10 protein-coding genes, 1 rRNA gene, 8 pseudogenes and 1 other annotated feature are annotated in these 15,919 nt (G+C 57.9%); of the genes and pseudogenes, 8 read left to right on the top strand and 11 right to left on the bottom strand.

The genetic code is table 11. The features are described 5' to 3' along the window. Nucleotide 1: 1 nt before the first annotated feature. Nucleotides 2–532, bottom strand: a complete 531-nt coding sequence (locus OZ428_RS11625; protein ID WP_269134169.1) for a sigma-70 family RNA polymerase sigma factor — start codon at nt 530–532, stop codon at nt 2–4. A gap of 133 nt (nt 533–665) precedes the next feature. Between OZ428_RS11625 and OZ428_RS11620 the strand changes: the two genes are divergently transcribed. After that, complete coding sequence (locus OZ428_RS11620; protein ID WP_269133403.1) at nt 666–1,067, top strand: GFA family protein; 402 nt, start codon at nt 666–668, stop codon at nt 1,065–1,067. A 1-nt stretch (nt 1,068) separates the two neighbouring features. Here the strand turns inward: OZ428_RS11620 and mrdA are convergent. The 10 genes and pseudogenes from mrdA to OZ428_RS11570 form a co-directional block, all read right to left on the bottom strand. Beyond that, nucleotides 1,069–2,958, bottom strand: a pseudogene (gene mrdA, locus OZ428_RS11615) (penicillin-binding protein 2). 256 nt (nt 2,959–3,214) lie between these two features. Further along, nucleotides 3,215–3,328 (bottom strand): 5S ribosomal RNA (rrf, locus tag OZ428_RS11610). Between the two features lie 167 nt (nt 3,329–3,495). After that, nucleotides 3,496–3,579, bottom strand: a sequence feature (23S ribosomal RNA rRNA prediction is too short). A 39-nt stretch (nt 3,580–3,618) separates the two neighbouring features. Next, a pseudogene (locus OZ428_RS11605) lies at nt 3,619–3,915 on the bottom strand (adenylyl-sulfate kinase); the annotation flags it as partial. After that, a pseudogene (locus OZ428_RS11600) lies at nt 3,912–5,139 on the bottom strand (MFS transporter). The pseudogenes OZ428_RS11605 and OZ428_RS11600, both read right to left, overlap by 4 nt. An 18-nt stretch (nt 5,140–5,157) precedes the next feature. Then, nucleotides 5,158–5,922: pseudogene (locus OZ428_RS11595) on the bottom strand (class I SAM-dependent methyltransferase); the annotation flags it as partial. Between the two features lie 7 nt (nt 5,923–5,929). After that, a complete protein-coding gene (locus OZ428_RS11590) occupies nt 5,930–7,066 on the bottom strand; it encodes a hypothetical protein (RefSeq protein WP_269133429.1) in 1,137 nt (378 codons plus the stop codon). Then, nucleotides 7,063–7,787: pseudogene (locus tag OZ428_RS11585) on the bottom strand (SDR family oxidoreductase). The gene OZ428_RS11590 and the pseudogene OZ428_RS11585 overlap by 4 nt, the downstream one beginning before the upstream one ends. A gap of 10 nt (nt 7,788–7,797) precedes the next feature. Further along, nucleotides 7,798–8,526 (bottom strand): sulfotransferase family protein, encoded by a 729-nt coding sequence (locus OZ428_RS11580; RefSeq protein ID WP_269133427.1) that lies wholly within the window; start codon nt 8,524–8,526, stop codon nt 7,798–7,800. Beyond that, nucleotides 8,523–9,746 (bottom strand): transaldolase family protein, encoded by a 1,224-nt coding sequence (locus OZ428_RS11575; RefSeq protein ID WP_269133426.1) that lies wholly within the window; start codon nt 9,744–9,746, stop codon nt 8,523–8,525. The genes OZ428_RS11580 and OZ428_RS11575 overlap by 4 nt, the downstream gene beginning before the upstream one ends. A gap of 17 nt (nt 9,747–9,763) precedes the next feature. Beyond that, complete coding sequence (locus tag OZ428_RS11570; protein ID WP_269133425.1) at nt 9,764–10,405, bottom strand: HAD family hydrolase; 642 nt, start codon at nt 10,403–10,405, stop codon at nt 9,764–9,766. 314 nt (nt 10,406–10,719) lie between these two features. Between OZ428_RS11570 and OZ428_RS11565 the strand changes: the two genes are divergently transcribed. The 7 genes and pseudogenes from OZ428_RS11565 to OZ428_RS11535 all read left to right on the top strand — a co-directional run bounded on the left by OZ428_RS11565 (nt 10,720) and on the right by OZ428_RS11535 (nt 15,858). Further along, nucleotides 10,720–11,520: an SDR family oxidoreductase gene (locus OZ428_RS11565; RefSeq protein WP_269133424.1), complete on the top strand. Its 801-nt coding sequence runs from the start codon at nt 10,720–10,722 to the stop codon at nt 11,518–11,520. Continuing rightward, nucleotides 11,513–13,341, top strand: a pseudogene (locus OZ428_RS11560) (glycoside hydrolase family 15 protein). The gene OZ428_RS11565 and the pseudogene OZ428_RS11560 overlap by 8 nt, the downstream one beginning before the upstream one ends. Before the next feature lie 48 nt (nt 13,342–13,389). Further along, a pseudogene (locus OZ428_RS11555) lies at nt 13,390–13,861 on the top strand (isochorismatase family protein). Next, a complete protein-coding gene (locus OZ428_RS11550) occupies nt 13,858–14,418 on the top strand; it encodes a GNAT family N-acetyltransferase (protein WP_269133422.1) in 561 nt (186 codons plus the stop codon). Before OZ428_RS11555 ends, OZ428_RS11550 begins: the two are co-directional and overlap by 4 nt. Before the next feature lie 44 nt (nt 14,419–14,462). After that, nucleotides 14,463–14,853 (top strand): annotated as a pseudogene (locus tag OZ428_RS11545) (hypothetical protein). A 13-nt stretch (nt 14,854–14,866) separates the two neighbouring features. Then, nucleotides 14,867–15,499, top strand: a complete 633-nt coding sequence (locus tag OZ428_RS11540) for a BRCT domain-containing protein (RefSeq protein WP_269133421.1) — start codon at nt 14,867–14,869, stop codon at nt 15,497–15,499. Continuing rightward, entirely contained in the window at nt 15,496–15,858 is a 363-nt protein-coding gene (locus OZ428_RS11535; RefSeq protein WP_269133420.1) for a VOC family protein, read from the top strand. The genes OZ428_RS11540 and OZ428_RS11535 overlap by 4 nt, the downstream gene beginning before the upstream one ends. The last annotated feature ends 61 nt before the right edge of the window (nt 15,859–15,919 follow it).

The following is a 15,919-nucleotide window of genomic DNA, read 5'->3' as shown; positions in this document are numbered from 1 at the left end:
GTCAATGCTCCAGGGCGAAGATCAGGCAATGCTCGGTGGCTTTGGCGATGTATTTGGTCACCGAACTTACCGAGACCTGTAGCTGTTCGGCAATGTCCTTGTAAGGCATGCCCTGCAACTGCGAAAGCAGGAAGGCACGTTTGGCCTTACGCCCCAAGCCATTGAGCATGGCATCCAGACGCTGCAGGGTTTCGATGACCAACAGCCGCTCCTCCGGCGAGATGGGCATAGCCTGCGGCTGCTCGGCCATGGCTTGGAGATAAGCCTGCTCCAGGGCTTTGCGGCGAAAGCTGTCGATCATGACGCGCTTGGCAATTGTCACCAGGAAATGCCGTGGTTCCTTCAACTCAGCGGCCACCGGCTGCGTGCGTTCGGCCAGCAATAAACGAATGAAGGTGTCTTGAGCCAGGTCAGCCGCCTGATGGGAGCAACCCAGGCGCGAACGCAGCCAGCTGACCAACCAGCGGTGGTGGTCACCGTAGAGTTGGCCAATGGGTTCGTGGGAAGAATGAGGCCCAGCAGACAAAGGCATAATGATATTGCGCACGAATGAGAACGCTTCGCAATTTAGAGCAATGTAGGAATAAGGGCAATGGCTTGTATGACTGTGATGCGCAGCGTGTCGGCGAAAGGTAAATTATCCCCCTCCCCCTGAGGTGATCACGATGACTCAACAGCTCCATGGAAGTTGCTTCTGCAAGGCCGTGCACTATCAACTCGACAGCCTGGATATGCCCATCAGCCACTGCCATTGCGACAGCTGCCGCAAGGTGCACGCGGCGGCATTTGTGGCAACAGCCGGCGTGATGCGTGAGCACTTTCGCTGGACACAGGGCCAGGAGTGGCTGGCGTCCTTCGAATCGTCGCCGGGTAAACTCCGGCATTTCTGCTCGCGCTGCGGCTCACACCTGATGGCAGAGCGTGGGCATCAGCCCCACGTCATTGTACGGGTGGCGACGCTGGACGATGATCCGGGCGTCAGGCCCACCGCGCACATCTGGACGGCCCATGATGTGCCTTGGCTGGCCTACGAAGGCGTAGACCAGTGGGATGAGTGGAAAGCCTGAATCACACCTTGGGGTCGCCGGGCGCTTTGGCTGGCGTCGCATATTGCGGTTTCAGGTGGCCTTCCTGGTCGAGCAGCCAGGCGTCCATGATCTGGCGCACCACCGGACCCGCCACGCGACCGCCGGCCTCGCCGTTTTCGATCATCACCGAAATCACGATCTTCGGGTGTTCCGCTGGCGCGAAGCCGACGAACAGGGCGTTGTCGCGATGGCGCTCGAGGTCTTCTCACGGTTGTAACGCTCGCCCTGTTTGATCGCCACCACTTGCGCCGTACCACTCTTGCCGGCAATGCGATATTGCGCGCCTTGTGCGGCAGCACGGGCAATGCCGCGTGGGTCGTGCATCACCAGTTGCATGCCATGATTGACCTGTTCCCAATCACGTGGATCCTTGAGGACCACGTTGGGCATCGGGTTTTCATCCACCGGCGGCACGCCGTTGATGGTCTTGGCCAGGTGCGGTCGGTTCCACACGCCTTTGTTGGCAATCAGTGCGGTGGCCTGGGCCAGTTGCAGTGGCGTGACCTGCATGTAGCCCTGGCCAATGCCGAGGATCACGGTTTCGCCCGGGAACCAGGGTTGCGGCGCGTTGCGCGCTTCCAGGCCTGGGAAGGCATCAGGCCAGCGGACTCTTCGAACATGTCCAATGAGACCTTCTGGCCCAGGCCGAACTCAGCCAGATAGTCATGCAGGCGATCGATGCCCAGCTTGTGGGCGAGGTCGTAAAAATAGGTGTCGTTGGAGCGCATGATGGCTGCGTCCATATCTACCCAGCCGTCACCGCTGTGGTTCCAGTTGCGGTATTTATGGTCAAAGTCCGGCAATTGGTAGTAGCCAGGGTCGAACACGCGGGTTTGTGCAGTGACAACGCCACTGTCCAAGCCGGCGATGGCGACTTCCGGTTTGATCGTCGAGCCTGGCGCGTAGAGACCCCGTAGCACGCGGTTGAACAGCGGCCGGTCGATAGAATCGTGCAGTGCAGCGTATTCCTTGAAGCTGATACCGGTGACAAACAAGTTCGGATCGAAACTGGGCTTGCTGACCATGGCGAGAACTTCGCCGGTTTGCGGGTCCAGTGCAACCACCGAGCCACGGCGATCACCCAAGGCTTCTTCCGCCGCTTCCTGGAGGTGCACGTCAAGGCTCAGCACGATGTTTTTGCCGGGAATCGGGTCGGTGTGCTTGAGTACGCGCAGTACGCGGCCCTGCGCATTGGTCTCGACTTCTTCATAGCCGACGTGGCCATGCAGCTCAGATTCGTAAAAGCGCTCGATACCGGTCTTGCCGATGGACTGCGTACCGCGATACTCCACGGAGTCGAGGGCTTTGGATTCCTTCTCGTTGATCCGACCTACGTAACCGATGGAGTGCGCAAAGTGAGCGCCCAACGGGTAATGGCGGACGAACTGCGGTTCTACGTCTACGCCAGGGAGGCGGAACTCGTTCACGGCCAGTAGCGCGATCTGCTCTTCGGTCAGTTCGTAAAACAAGGTCACAGGGACGAAGGGATGGCGTGCCTGCTTCAGCGCTTTGTCGAAGACCGCGCGGTCTTTACCGGCAGGTGCAGCAGGCTGACGATAGCGTCCAGCTCGCCCTTGAGGTCGGTGGTGCGTTCGCGGGTGATGGTCAGGTTGTAGCTGGGGCGGTTGTCGGCCAGTACCACGCCGTTACGGTCGTAGATCAACCCACGCGTCGGGGTAATCGGCAGTACATGGACACGGTTGTTTTCGGAAATCGTGGAGTGGTAGTCAAACTGTACAACCTGCAGGAAGTACATGCGCCCTACCAGCGCGCAGGTGATGCCAATCACCAACAGTGCACAGGCGAGCAGGCGCTTGTTGACCAGGCGGTTCTCTTTTTCGTGATCTTTGATCGGTATCGGTTCAGGCATTTCTACAGCATCTCGTTGAAGAAGGTCGACGCCGCGTCCTGCGGATAAAAGATCAATCCCTGTGAAAATGTGCTGCACCATACCAAAAATGCGGAAACACTTTGCATCGAATTCCCGAACGGCATGCTAATGAGCCCTTTTTGAGAGGAATTGCGCTGAGGACGTTTGGTGTTATGAGGTTGATGTGTGGTGACTGGATTTTCGACCGCCCAAAACAAAACCCCATCTGCTTTCGCAAATGGGGTTTCGAATTTAATCTTGACGATGACCTACTCACATGGGGAAACCCCATACTACCATCGGCGATGCATCGTTTCACTGCTGAGTTCGGGATGGGATCAGGTGGTTCCAATGCTCTATGGTCGTCAAGAAATTCGGGTACTGAGTCGTGGCAGGTGCCTCGCTTCAGCAAATTGGGTATGTGATAGCTTTCGGTGTTTTGTGAGCATCGAACTTTCGGTTCTATCGTCTTCACACACCGCAATCTGATGCTCTTTCGAGTAGTCAAATTGCTTGGGTGTTATATGGTCAAGCCTCACGGGCAATTAGTATTGGTTAGCTCAACGCCTCACAGCGCTTACACACCCAACCTATCAACGTCGTAGTCTTCGACGGCCCTTTCAGGGAACTCAAGGTTCCAGTGAGATCTCATCTCGATCAGCCCGCCTCCAGCATCAACCGCGCCACTTCGGCGACCCGGCGGATATTCTCGTCACGGTCGCTGTCGGTAAAACCCAGGTCTCGGCACAGCCCGCCACGCACCGAGTCGCCGTCGATAATGGCGGTGATCCGCCCTTGTTCCTGCAGCGCACTATCCAACGCATCCGCAATGGTCGACTTGCCGGACGCGGAGAGGCCGGTCATCCAGATGACCACGGGGTTATGTTTCATGCCAGAGCGGTGACTGAACGCAAACGCGTGCAGGTTCCGGTGCGGCGTGTCTGGAAAATAACTCATGACTGTTCACCCTCCTTGACCGAAACAGGCTGTTTGCCCAACAGGAACACCATCACGCATTGCACGAACAACAACAGCGCCACCACCCAGTAGACGGTCGAGAACGACCCGGTCAGGTCCTTGGAAAATCCGCCCAGGAAATTGCCGCACACGCCGCCCAAGCCGATCAACACGTTGGCAATGCCAAAGGCCTGGGTCAGCCGACTGACCGGGACGATTTGCCCGATGTAACTGGGCACCAGCCCGAAGATGGGATAAAACGCCAACGCAAACAGAAACGCCGCCAGGTAGAACAAGGGCAGGCTGTTGAAACTGAATACCAGGGTGGCAGCCAACCCCGCACTCAGGAAGCACATCGCCAGCGACGCGCGCACGCCGACCTTGTCGGCAATCCAGCCCACCAGGAAGCCCGACGCCATGCCCACCGCGCCGATGGTGGTCCAGATAAACCCGGCGTCCTGTACCGACACACCCAACTCATCACGCAGGAACGGCGCCAGGTACGTCTGGAACGGCAGCAACGCCATGCCATTGAGGAAGGCGATGGCCCAGGTCAAGTACAACGAGCGGCTGAGCCAGGGCTGGTGGCTGTCAAACGCGGTGGCGCGCTCCCCGGAAAACCCGGTGTTCTGGCTCGCAGCGAAGTTACGCAACAGAAACCAGGCCACCACGCACAGGGCCACCGAGATCAGCCCGGCAGTGAGCCAGATCGAGCGCCAGCCACCATTCAATGTCAGGAACGACACCAGCAAACCGTTGATGAATACGCCGTAGCTGGTGCCACTGGAAATCAGCCCCATGACCCGCGAGCGATTACCGGGGCTGAAGCCCTTGGTGACGATCTCTGCCAACGGGATGTACACCGAAGCGGAACAGCCACCGAGCAGGATCAACAGCGCCCCCGACAACCAGATGCTGTTGCTGACACTCAGCCCCAGCAGCGCCAGGGACGTCATCACCGTCGATACCAGGCTGATTTTCCACCCTCGAAAAACCGGCTGATATAGCTGGTCACCGATGAAAACAGCAGGAAGCCAATCTGCGCGCCGCCAGTGATCAGCCCCACCGTGGTGTAGTCAAAACCGATGTCGCGGCGCATGTCCACCACCAGGTTGGCGAACAGGTAGACGCCAAAGCCATAGGTGCTGGAACGAACCCGGTGAGGACCACCGCCAGCACGACGCTGTCCAGTGGCCGGGCATTGCTCTGTACGAGTGTGCTCATCAATCCCTCCTTATTCGGCGCGCGCGGTGGATGGATGACGAAATCACAATCCATCATGTCGTAGTCACGTTCGAAGTCGCCGTAACTTTCATGGTCGGTAAACCCGGACTTGAGCACTTCCCCCTTCAACTCGCCCGGCAACAGGGGATACACCTGCAGCCGGTATTGTTCCGCGTCATCAAAGGAATAGATGAACTCACACAGGTGCTCATCGACCTCTCCCAGGCTGACCGAAGCATTCGTACCGCAGTAATAGTAATTGCCGCTGGCCTTGTAGTTGCCGGCACGAATGGCGAAAAAATTGCGTTGGTCCACGATCAGCAAGCCGCCCGGCTTGAGCAAGGCCCTGAACTTCGCCAGCACCCGCAACCGATCGTGGGCGGCGAAGACATGGCACAACGAACTGCCCAGGCACACCACCGCATCGAACTGGCCAAGTTCCTGGGAGTCCAGCGAGTGCCAGTCGCGGTAGTGGGACTGAATGTCCAAGCCATGCTTGCGAAAGTTCGCCCGCGCCTTGGTCAGCATGGTGCTGCTGCCGTCCGTGGCCACCACCTCAAAGCCCGCCTGCTTGAGCTGGACGGCATGGAAGCCGCTGCCCGTCGACACGTCGATCACCGACCGCACGCCGTGGCTGCGCAGCAGGTTTTCGAAGAACCCGTCCTCCCCCGCTTTGCGTTTTTCCCAATCGATCAATTCATCCCAGCGCTCGACGAAATCCTCCGAGTACTGCTTGGCATAACTGGCGACTTCGTTGTGCTTGCGCCCCGATATCTGATTCATCACACACCTACCAGGTTGAATTCTTGAAGGACAGGTACTTGCTCGCCAGCTCGCGGGCAAACTCGGCGGACTGCTCGATGGACATGGTGTTCTTGGAATACCCCAGCATCGATTGCATGACAGCCATGCACTGCGGGTTGTAAGTCACCGAACCATCACAATGGATTTCGTCGATGCCATCCTGGCTCTGGCAGATGCTGTTGATGCGCACCGCCTCGTCCTGTGGGCAGGCGTCGGAGAACTGCACCTGGATCTGCCCATCGTGCAGCCACACCGGATACCCACCCGGAAGCCCGAGAGGCCCCGGCGCATGCACCAGGACCGGCACGGGCGAGAACAGCCCTTCGATGACCGTGACGGCAGAGCATGCGGTGAGGAACTGCCCGTCCACTCCGCCTAGGCGACGGAACTCGGATTTCACCGTCGAGAAAATCGCCTCGGCCGGCAGACGCACCACCTCTGGCCGGTCACGCACTTCATACAACAGACGGTAGCTGGCCCGCGCAGGTAACCCACCGCGCGGCACGTAGTGGCTGAAGTAATGCTGGGCATACAGCTGCACTTGCACATCAGCGGATGCACATTCGAGCAACCGTGCGATGGATAAACGCACCGCTGGAACCAGGTTGGCCACATTTCCCACGCCAATATCCGGCGCCAGGCCAATGCGCGCCAAGATCGGGTTGACCGCATCAGGGAACGCCGCATTCACGGTTTTAGTGGTGATGCCGGAGGCTTTCACCGCCCGCATCAGGCAATGCATCAACGTCAGGTGCATGGGCAGCCAGGGGCCGAACTGGGCCTGGTCGAGCTTCTCGAACGACAGCTTGGGCAACCCGGTGATCACCCGCCAGGACTGCAGCGACGCGCAGTTCACCAGCATATCCGGGGCTTCTTTACGCAGCAGCTGCGTGACCCTGCCGATATCCGTCAGGTCGGCAACCACGGGTTTGATGTCGATAAATTGGCCCAACTGCGCACACGACAACGTCACCAGGTTGCACAAGCGGATCGTGGCTTCTTCATTGCGCCCCAACACCACAAAGTCGAACGCGTTTTTCGGCCCCAGAATCTTCAGGATCTGCAGGCATAGGTTGCCGGCGCCTACCAGCAGCAGCTTTTTCTTGCGCACCGGAAGGCTCATCGTGGGTAGGCTCCGTTGTCGACCGGAATCACACGGTAGTGATGTGACGCATCGCATCACCCACCAGCAGCAAGATGACCTCGGCCACGCCACTGGGCAGGATCGGGTCCTTGAGGACTTCCTGGCGGGCGTACTCGGCGCGTCGGTATTCGGGGATGGTGCCGTAGATCGCGGTGTCATGGATCAGCGCCGGGGACACCACGTTCACCCGCACGAACGGCGCGAAGTTCCAGGCGTTGGCCTTGGTCAGGCCGATCACCGCTGCCTTGGTGGCGCCGTAGAGTGCGTCGCAGCTGCCCACTTCTCCAGCCACCGAAGCGATGTTGACGATGCTGCGCGGGGCTTCGTGCTTCATCTCCCGTTCGGCAAAGTCTTTGGAGAGGTAGACCAGCGCCTTGAGGTTGACGGTGAGGATCTCGTCGATCTGCTCATCGGAGTAGGCGTAGACACTTTTACCGTGATAAATACCGGCGTTGTTGACCAAACCGTAAATACTTGCATGCCGCTCATACAGTTTTGAAATAAAACCCTTGATAACGGCCATGTCCGAAAAGTCAGCAATATGCGCTTCAAACACGTCAGCGCCATAGACACCTTGCAGCACTTTCAAACCCTCGGCATCCTTGTCCGCACCGATAACGAAATAACCCTGTTGAATCGCCAGTTCCACAGTAGCCCGGCCAATTCCGTTGGCCGCTCCGGTAACAATCAACTTTTTCATACAACAATCCCTATTGGCAAAATTCATTCATGCGCGCGTAATACGTACGGTGATATTCGTACATCGCCTTTAAATTCGGATATTGATCAAACACCTTGATATCAACGTGCGAATTATCTGGAGAAACAATCCGCTCACTGTTTTCCGCGTCGACATGCCAACTACGCCACGTTTTCCATTGTTGGGGACACTCACGTTTCCATGTCATGGCGTGTGGCAGAAACTCTATATTCAAATGGTCACAGAGTTTACGGATCACTCGTTCCGGCTCTGCGGCCAGATCATCCGCATTGATCACATAGGGCACTTTGCCGGTCAGTTTGGTGACCACACAAAATATGTCATACAGTGCTTTATGCCCAATGGCCTGCAACGGCATATCGGGATGCACCCGATGATGGGAAATAATACTGCTGGCAGGTTCACGAATCAGAAAGATATTGTCCTGTTGCGCGAGAAAACCAACATCAACTTTCAAGTCATCCAAACAGTGATAACACATGTCTTTATGGAAGACGTTCGCACGCTCACGGGCACTCAGTAGATGCTCTTTTATGCCTGGGTAAGTCGTGGGCAAACTGTGATCCCACTCATCCGAAGGAATCGCCGAGTCCTCGGAAAACGCCATGTGCGCAAAAGGTTCATGGAAGACCTCGAAATCGCCCCGCTCGATAAACACGCGTTCGAGCACCGTGGAGCGCGAACGTGGGTGGGCCCACAACCCGATCATCCGGTTCATGCGATCACCCCAAATTCAGCGGCGAGCAATGCGTTGAATGCGCGCTTGAACGGTGTCGTCACGGGGCAGAGCCGAACGCAGTAATCCGCCAGACGCCGGTGCGCGCTGTTGGCTTCATTGCAGGCGTTGATAAAGGCTTCGTGGTTGCCGAAGTCGTACGGTTCGATGCTATCGACAAAGTAGGCTTCGTAGAAATACGGGATACGGATCAGCTTCGCGAAGGTCGAGGCCGGGGGTTTCTGGGGTTCCTGCGCGGGTACGACCGGTTTGCCGTGGCTTTCGCGCTCAATCAGGAACTCCACTACGTCCGGCGTCAGTGTGTAGCAGGTCGCGGTTTGCCCGGTCTTTTCCAAGTGCCAGCAATGCTTGTTGCCACGTTCGTCCACATCGACCTTTATGCTGGAAAGCAGGGTTTTGATCGGCACGGTCGAGGCCGCCACCAGCGTCTGGATCTGCTCGTAAATCATCAACTCGGCCCAGCGCAGCTCCTCGGCGCTCAAGGTCAGGCCACGCTCGGCAGCCTGCAGGGTGAACTCGGGCTGGCAGGCGAAACGCCCAATCATGAACGTGATCACGTACTTGCAGCGGCTGGTGTCGATACCGTTGCTGCGCGCCGTCGCCCTGCCACGCTCGATGGCCTGGATACCGGCCTGGAACTGGGCAACCGTGAAGCAAAAAGTGATATTGATCGAGGCACCCTGAGCCACCAGTTGCTCGACGGTGGCTATCCCTTCCAGGCTGCCCGGCACCTTGACCATCACGTTCGGCGCCAGGCGCTGCAGTTCCAACCCTCGGGTGGTCATACGCTCGGTGCAACGCACGTCCACCGGGTCAACCTGGGCAGAAATCCAACCTTCAGCCTGTGCCGATTGAACCCACCGCGACTTGAGCGTGGCAGCCCCTTCGACGATGACTTCGTTGTACAGCTGCTTGCGCAACTCATTGGGAGACAGCTTGGCCAGGTTGAAACGTGAAGACCAATACTCGCGTTTTTCAAGGATAATGGCCGTCACCAACCGCGGGTTGGTGGTCGCACTGCACAAGCCCCAGGGCTGGCAGAACTCATCCGGCATCAACGCTTCTATATATGTTGCAGCCGCCGGGTACTTTTCCAGCAGGTGTTGTTTATACGGCAGGTATACGGCAGGCGATGAATCCCACCACACTTGCGAAGATTGATCGTTGCGTTTGAGCCGTTCCAGGTAACCAAGTGTGTTCACGACGCCTCCTCCCTGAGTCAATTAAAAATGGTCAATACTTCGCGTATGTTGGCAATCGGCAATGCCCCTGCCGCGGCCAACTGCGAGTGCCGATGCGCAGGACCAAAGCCCAACACTTTTATACTGGCCGCTACCGCAGCCTGGATACCCGTCACACTGTCTTCCACCACCAGCGCATCACTCACATCAATGCTGTAAGTCCGGCAGGCCGTCAGGAACACCAAGGGATCAGGTTTCCAACGACCCAATTCATAACAGCTGAATATTCGCCCTTCGAAATAAGAAAACAGTCCCGCCAGGCGCAAGCAGTGCTCGATCTTGTTACGTGGCGCACTCGAGGCAACGCAGTAAGGCACGTCCAAACTTTCCAGGACGTCCAGCATTCCATCCGTGGCTTTTAAACTGAGTGTCAGTGCGTGCAGCGCCCGCTCACGAAAACGCTGTTCAAATGCGTCGTCCACACTGACATTTAATAATTGCTCAGCCTCGCGCAAACACTCAGCAATCTTGCGCCCACGAAAGTGTTCGATAAAACGTGTGACATCAAGCAGCGTGTCGCCCTGAGCCAGGGCATTAAGCATGGAGATCAATACAGACAGGGTTATTTCTTCGCTTTGGACCAGAACACCGTCGCAATCGAAGATAACTAACTTAGGCACGCCAACTAAGGCCGCTGCTTTTACCTGAACTGGTAGTTCCCCTATATCGGTACGAAAGGCACATAGAAATCTCTTATAGGTGGCCCCGCGATGACTTCCGAACTACCAACGGAGCGGGTTGATGTGTGCCTATAAGACACGCGGCGAAAAAGCCTGTCAAACGCTTTTGAGCGGTTTTTTAGTATCTTATGGTTATTTTTTATAGTTCTGTTATTCCATTTTTCACCATGGTTGTAGTCGCTAATTTCACACGGGTGAACTTCCGCGCGCGATCAGTCAGCTACTTGAACTCACGAATTTAAGGTCGGTGAGCAATGCGTATCTCGTTGGAGCAACAAGTGGCGCTGGTGACCGGTGCCAGTTCCGGAATCGGTGCCGGCGCGGCCAAGGCTATGGCGCAAGCCGGAGCGGCGGTGGTGCTGAATTACAACAGCCAGGCCGCGCCAGCCGAGGCACTGGCAGAACAGATCAGAGCCGAGGGTGGCCGGGCGATTGCCATTGGCGCCAACGTAGCTAAAGAAGAAGAGGTAGAACGGCTTTTTGCCCAGACCCTCGATGCCTTCGGCCACTTGGACATCCTGGTGGCCAACTCCGGGATGCAGAAGGACGCCAACCTGGTGGACATGAGCCTGGATGACTGGAATGCGGTGATCGGCGTCAACCTCACCGGCCAATTCCTGTGTGCCCGCGCGGCGGTGCGCATCTTCAACCGCCAGGGCGTGCGCGAAGGCGTGTCGCGGGCGGCGGGCAAAATCATCCACATGAGTTCGGTGCACCAACTGATCCCCTGGGCCGGGCACGTGAACTACGCAGCGTCCAAGGGTGGCGTGGAGATGTTGATGCGCACCCTCGCCCAGGAAGTCAGTGAGCAACGCATCCGCATCAACGGCATTGCGCCGGGGGCGATTCGCACCGCGATCAACCGAGCCGCCACCGAAGGCGCGGCAGCACAAGAGCTGCTCAAGTTGATTCCCTACGGGCGGATCGGCGACGTGGAAGACGTCGCCAACGCGGTAGTGTGGCTGGCCAGCGATGCGTCCGATTATGTGGTCGGCAGCACACTCTTTATTGACGGAGGCATGAGCCTCTATCCGGAGTTCCGTGGCAATGGTTGATCTGAAGAACGAACAACAAAGCGCCATCGATGCCCACGGCATCATTGGCGACATGCGCAGTGCGGCATTGGTGAACGACAAAGGCAGTATCGACTTCTTCTGCTGGCCGGAATTCGACAGCCCCTCTATCTTCTGCTCGCTGCTGGACAGCCCCGACGCCGGCATTTTCCAACTCACCCGGACCTGCCCAACGCGCGCCGCGAACAGATCTACCTGCCCGACACCAACGTGCTGCAAACCCGCTGGCTCAGCGACGAGGCCGTGGTGGAAATCACTGACCTTTTGGCAATCAGCGAGGAGATCGATGACCTGCCGCTGTTGATTCGCCGGGTGCGTGTGGTCAGCGGCAAGGCCGATATCCATCTGCGCTGCTGCGCGGTGCGCCATGACTACGCGCGCACACCCACCCAAGCCACCCGTGACAACGGCACGGTGTGTTTCAGCGCCGAAGGCCAGCCCGGCCTGCGCTTGTCCAGCAGCCATCCACTGCAGATCAAAGACGGTGCCGCCGTGGCCAGCTTTACCCTGGAGCAGGAAGAAGGGGCCGAATTCGTCCTCGGCGGCCAGGAGGATGAGCGGGTGGACAGCAGCTGCACCGACTTGGCGCTGGCCCACACCTTGAAGTTCTGGCGCGGCTGGATCGCGCAATCGAACTACCGTGGGCGCTGGCGCGAAATGGTCAACCGCTCGGCGCTGGCGCTTAAGCTTCTGACGTCGCGCAAACACGGCGCGATCATCGCCGCCGCCACCTTCGGCCTGCCGGAAACCCCCGGCGGTGAACGCAACTGGGACTACCGCTACACCTGGATCCGCGACGCATCCTTCACCGTCTATGCCTTCATGCGTCTGGGTTTTGTCGAGGAAGCCAACGCCTATATGCGCTGGCTCAAGGGCCGTGTGAGTGACTGCTGTGGCCAGCCGACCAAGATCAACATCTTGTATGGCATCGACGGCCGCCAGGAACTGCCGGAAGCCGAGTTGGAACACTTCAGCGGCCATGGCGGCGCCAAGCCGGTACGTATCGGCAACGAAGCCTTCGACCAGATCCAGTTGGACATCTATGGCGAGTTGATGGATGCGGTGTACCTGGTCAACAAGTACGGCGAGGCCATTTCCCATGAAGGCTGGAAACACACCGTGGAGGTGGCTGATCAGGTCTGCGAAATCTGGAACACCAAAGACGTGGGCATCTGGGAAATGCGCGGCGAGCAGCATCACTTCCTGCACTCACGGCTGATGTGTTGGGTAGCGCTGGACCGCGCCATCCGCTTGGCTTCCAAGCGTTCGTTGCCGGCGCCGTTTGCACGCTGGGACCAGACCCGCCAAGCGATCTACGCCGACATCTGGAGCAACTTCTGGAACGAAGAGCGCGGGCATTTCGTGCAGCATGTCGGCAGCACCGCGCTCGACGGTTCGATGCTATTGATGCCGTTGGTAAGGTTTGTCGCGGCCACCGACCCGCGCTGGCTCTCGACCCTGGAAGCCATCCAGAAAAGCCTGGTGCGCGACGGCATGGTCTACCGCTATCGCAACGACGACAGCCAGATCGACGGCCTGCAAGGCACCGAAGGCGCGTTTGCGGCCTGCTCGTTCTGGTATGTCGAATGCCTGGCCCGCGCCGGGCAAGTGGAAAAGGCCCACCTGGAATTCGAGCAACTGCTGCGCTACGCCAACCCCTTGGGTTTGTACGCCGAAGAGTTCGACAACCAGGCCCGCCACTTGGGTAACACGCCCCAGGCCTTGAGCCACCTGGCGTTGATCAGCGCGGCGACGTTCCTGGACCGTAAACTCAGCGGGGAGAAAACCACCTGGCAACCCTGAAGTGGTCTGTGCACAATGAGCAGCCCCTCGACCACGGACAGGAACGCCATGCGCCAGGTACTGCTGATCATCGATGTGCAACCTTCCTTCAACCCGCCCGCGTGGCTGGTGGACGGCATCAACACCCTGCTGGGGCGCATGCCGTCAGTCGCCACCGTGGAGCGTCACGACGAGAGCGTCACGCCCTTCGCCCGGCAACTCGGCTGGCAACCGGCGCCGAACGACCAGAGCCTGGTGGCCGCCGATCGCATCTTTATCAAACACGGCTATGCGCCAACACCCGAGACCGTCGCCTACCTCAAAGCCTCGCGCCGCAACGCGTGCTGGTGTGTGGTATCCAGACCGACACCTGCGTGCTGGCGTACGGGTTTGCGTTGTTTGACGCGGGTTGCAGCCGACCTTGATCAGCGACCTGACGGTGGGTTCGTCGCTGGATCGGTCGGGGCAGTTGGGGGTGGATTTGTGGCGGCATCATTTCGGGAAGGTGGTTGATGGGGACCAGGTCGCTGCCACCTTATGACCCCCTTCCCTACCCTGCGCACGCCACGCCTGCAGTTGCGGGAATTAGTGGCTCAAGATGCTCAGGCGCTATTCGCCATCTACCGCGATACCGACAGCATGCGCTGGTTCGGCGCTGACCCGATGACCGAAATCAGCCAGGCACAAGCCCTGATCGAGACCTTTACCCAATGGCGTACCCAGCCTAACCCGGGCACTCGCTGGGGGCTGGAGTTCGAGGGCAGACTGATCGGCAGTTGTGGCTTATTCAAGTGGAACCGTGGATGGAACAGTTGCGCCCTGGCCTGCGAGCTTGCACCCGATTTCCGAGGGCAAGGCCTGATGAGCGAAGCCCTGCGTGGAACACTGGAATGGGGTTTCATGCAGATGCACTTGCACCGTGTCGAAGCGCTGGTTCATCCACACAACCACGCCTCCCGCGCGTTACTGGAGCGTCTTGGCTTCAAAGTCGAAGGAAAACTGCGAGAAGCCGGATTCTGGAACGGCCAGCGGCATGATCTTGAGGTGCTTGGGCTACTGGCGCGGGAATGGCCGGAAATGAAGAAGCAAGGTATATAGCGATATCTGACACGCACATTCCATTCGGTATTCAAGGAAAGAATATGACCTCACGCATCCGCCAAGCTATCAGTACACCTATACGCCCCTCGTTGAGCTGGAGCGAGACATGGGAGCGCGCGGACAAAGGTTTGATCATGTGCTGGGAAGTTGGCCGAGCGCTCGCGACCAAACAACCCTACTTAGCGCAAGCTTGCCTAAACGATGAGCTGCCCGTACTTGGCTGGAAAGGTGGTGTAAGCCGCGGCCTCAAGAAACGCGAGAAGTTTGGCTCCTTGAGTTACCTCGCGCAGTGGCAAGGGATTCGAGGTGAAGACTTAGACATCGATCCAATACAAGACGTCGTCAAGACGTGTTCACGTACCCTTTATGATCGTCACGTTCACTCCCGACAAAGCCAAGTACATCAATCAGACGATAGAAACTGAAGAATAAGGAGCAAGGACGCATGGTCGATCTTCATCAAGAATTCGAAAAAAGCGTGTTCTTCCATCAGGCACGTATTGATCGACGCTCTGCCGATGCTCTGATTGGCATTACCGCCGGTTTGACCGCCGATGGAAAAATCAATCAGTTGGAGGCCGAGTTTCTCAAGAGCTGGATAGAAAGCCACCTGGTACATCTGGAAGATCCAGTGGTGAATATTCTGTACCAACGCCTCGCTGACATGTTGAGCGATGGAGTGTTGGATGAAGATGAGTCAATCGAATTGTTGGAAATACTGCATCAGTTTGCGGGGTTTCCCGTCGGGGCGCCTCAACGCACTGCAAACGTCAGCAGCCTACCGCTGAATGATCCGATTCCCGAACTCGACTGGCTCGATAGGGTGTTTCTGTTTACAGGGGTCATGGCTTACGGGCCTCGAAAAGACTGCGAATCGCTCGTCACCGAACGCGGCGGCGTGATCGGTAATTCGGTGAATAAAAAGGTGCACTTTCTGGTGGTGGGCAGCATCGGTAATGAGCAATGGCTGCACAGCTCCTACGGGACCAAAATCAAAAAAGCCGTGGAGTTGCGAAACAGTGGTGTGCCCATCGCAATCATCAGCGAGACCCACTGGCAGCAGGTATTGTTCGGTTGAAACCCATTGTCTCCGTGCTCATACATGTCCCGGACTGGCGCGCAGCCACGCAGTGGTACTGCGCAGCCTTTCCACTGGCGACACGCATCTACCACCAGCCGAATGATTTTGGCCATCTGGATGTAGAGGGCGTGGCTATCGAAATCGTCAACGCCGATAGCAAGGTCGCCTGCGGAGCCGCCGGGTCGGTTGTGTATTGGCGGGTAGAAGACTTGCCACAAACAGTGCAACGGCTGGAGAAACTGGGGGCAATCCTGTATCGCGGACCAATGGTGATTGAACGAGGGGATCGGATTTGCCAGATGCGCGATCCGTGGGGCAATTGCATCGGGTTGCGCCAGCTCGGTCTAGACAAGTAAGCCCACTGCCTCAAATCCCGCCCCAACCCGTCACGGCTTTCGGCTAGAGTTCCAACCTCTC

The sequence above is a fragment of the Pseudomonas sp. GXZC genome (assembly GCF_026967615.1).
Classification (GTDB): domain Bacteria; phylum Pseudomonadota; class Gammaproteobacteria; order Pseudomonadales; family Pseudomonadaceae; genus Aquipseudomonas; species Aquipseudomonas azotoformans_A.
The sequence above is the reverse complement of the archived record's forward strand: the minus strand, read 5'-3'. Positions and strand labels throughout refer to the sequence as shown.

What these genes read in the sequence shown, in the direction of transcription:
- OZ428_RS11625 (WP_269134169.1), bottom strand. Translation starts at nt 532, where the DNA reads ATGCCTTTGTCTGCTGGGCCTCATTCTTCCCACGAACCCATTGGCCAA.
- OZ428_RS11620 (WP_269133403.1), top strand. Translation starts at nt 666, where the DNA reads ATGACTCAACAGCTCCATGGAAGTTGCTTCTGCAAGGCCGTGCACTAT.
- OZ428_RS11590 (WP_269133429.1), bottom strand. Translation starts at nt 7,066, where the DNA reads ATGAGCCTTCCGGTGCGCAAGAAAAAGCTGCTGCTGGTAGGCGCCGGC.
- OZ428_RS11580 (WP_269133427.1), bottom strand. Translation starts at nt 8,526, where the DNA reads ATGAACCGGATGATCGGGTTGTGGGCCCACCCACGTTCGCGCTCCACG.
- OZ428_RS11565 (WP_269133424.1), top strand. Translation starts at nt 10,720, where the DNA reads ATGCGTATCTCGTTGGAGCAACAAGTGGCGCTGGTGACCGGTGCCAGT.
- OZ428_RS11550 (WP_269133422.1), top strand. Translation starts at nt 13,858, where the DNA reads ATGACCCCCTTCCCTACCCTGCGCACGCCACGCCTGCAGTTGCGGGAA.
- OZ428_RS11540 (WP_269133421.1), top strand. Translation starts at nt 14,867, where the DNA reads ATGGTCGATCTTCATCAAGAATTCGAAAAAAGCGTGTTCTTCCATCAG.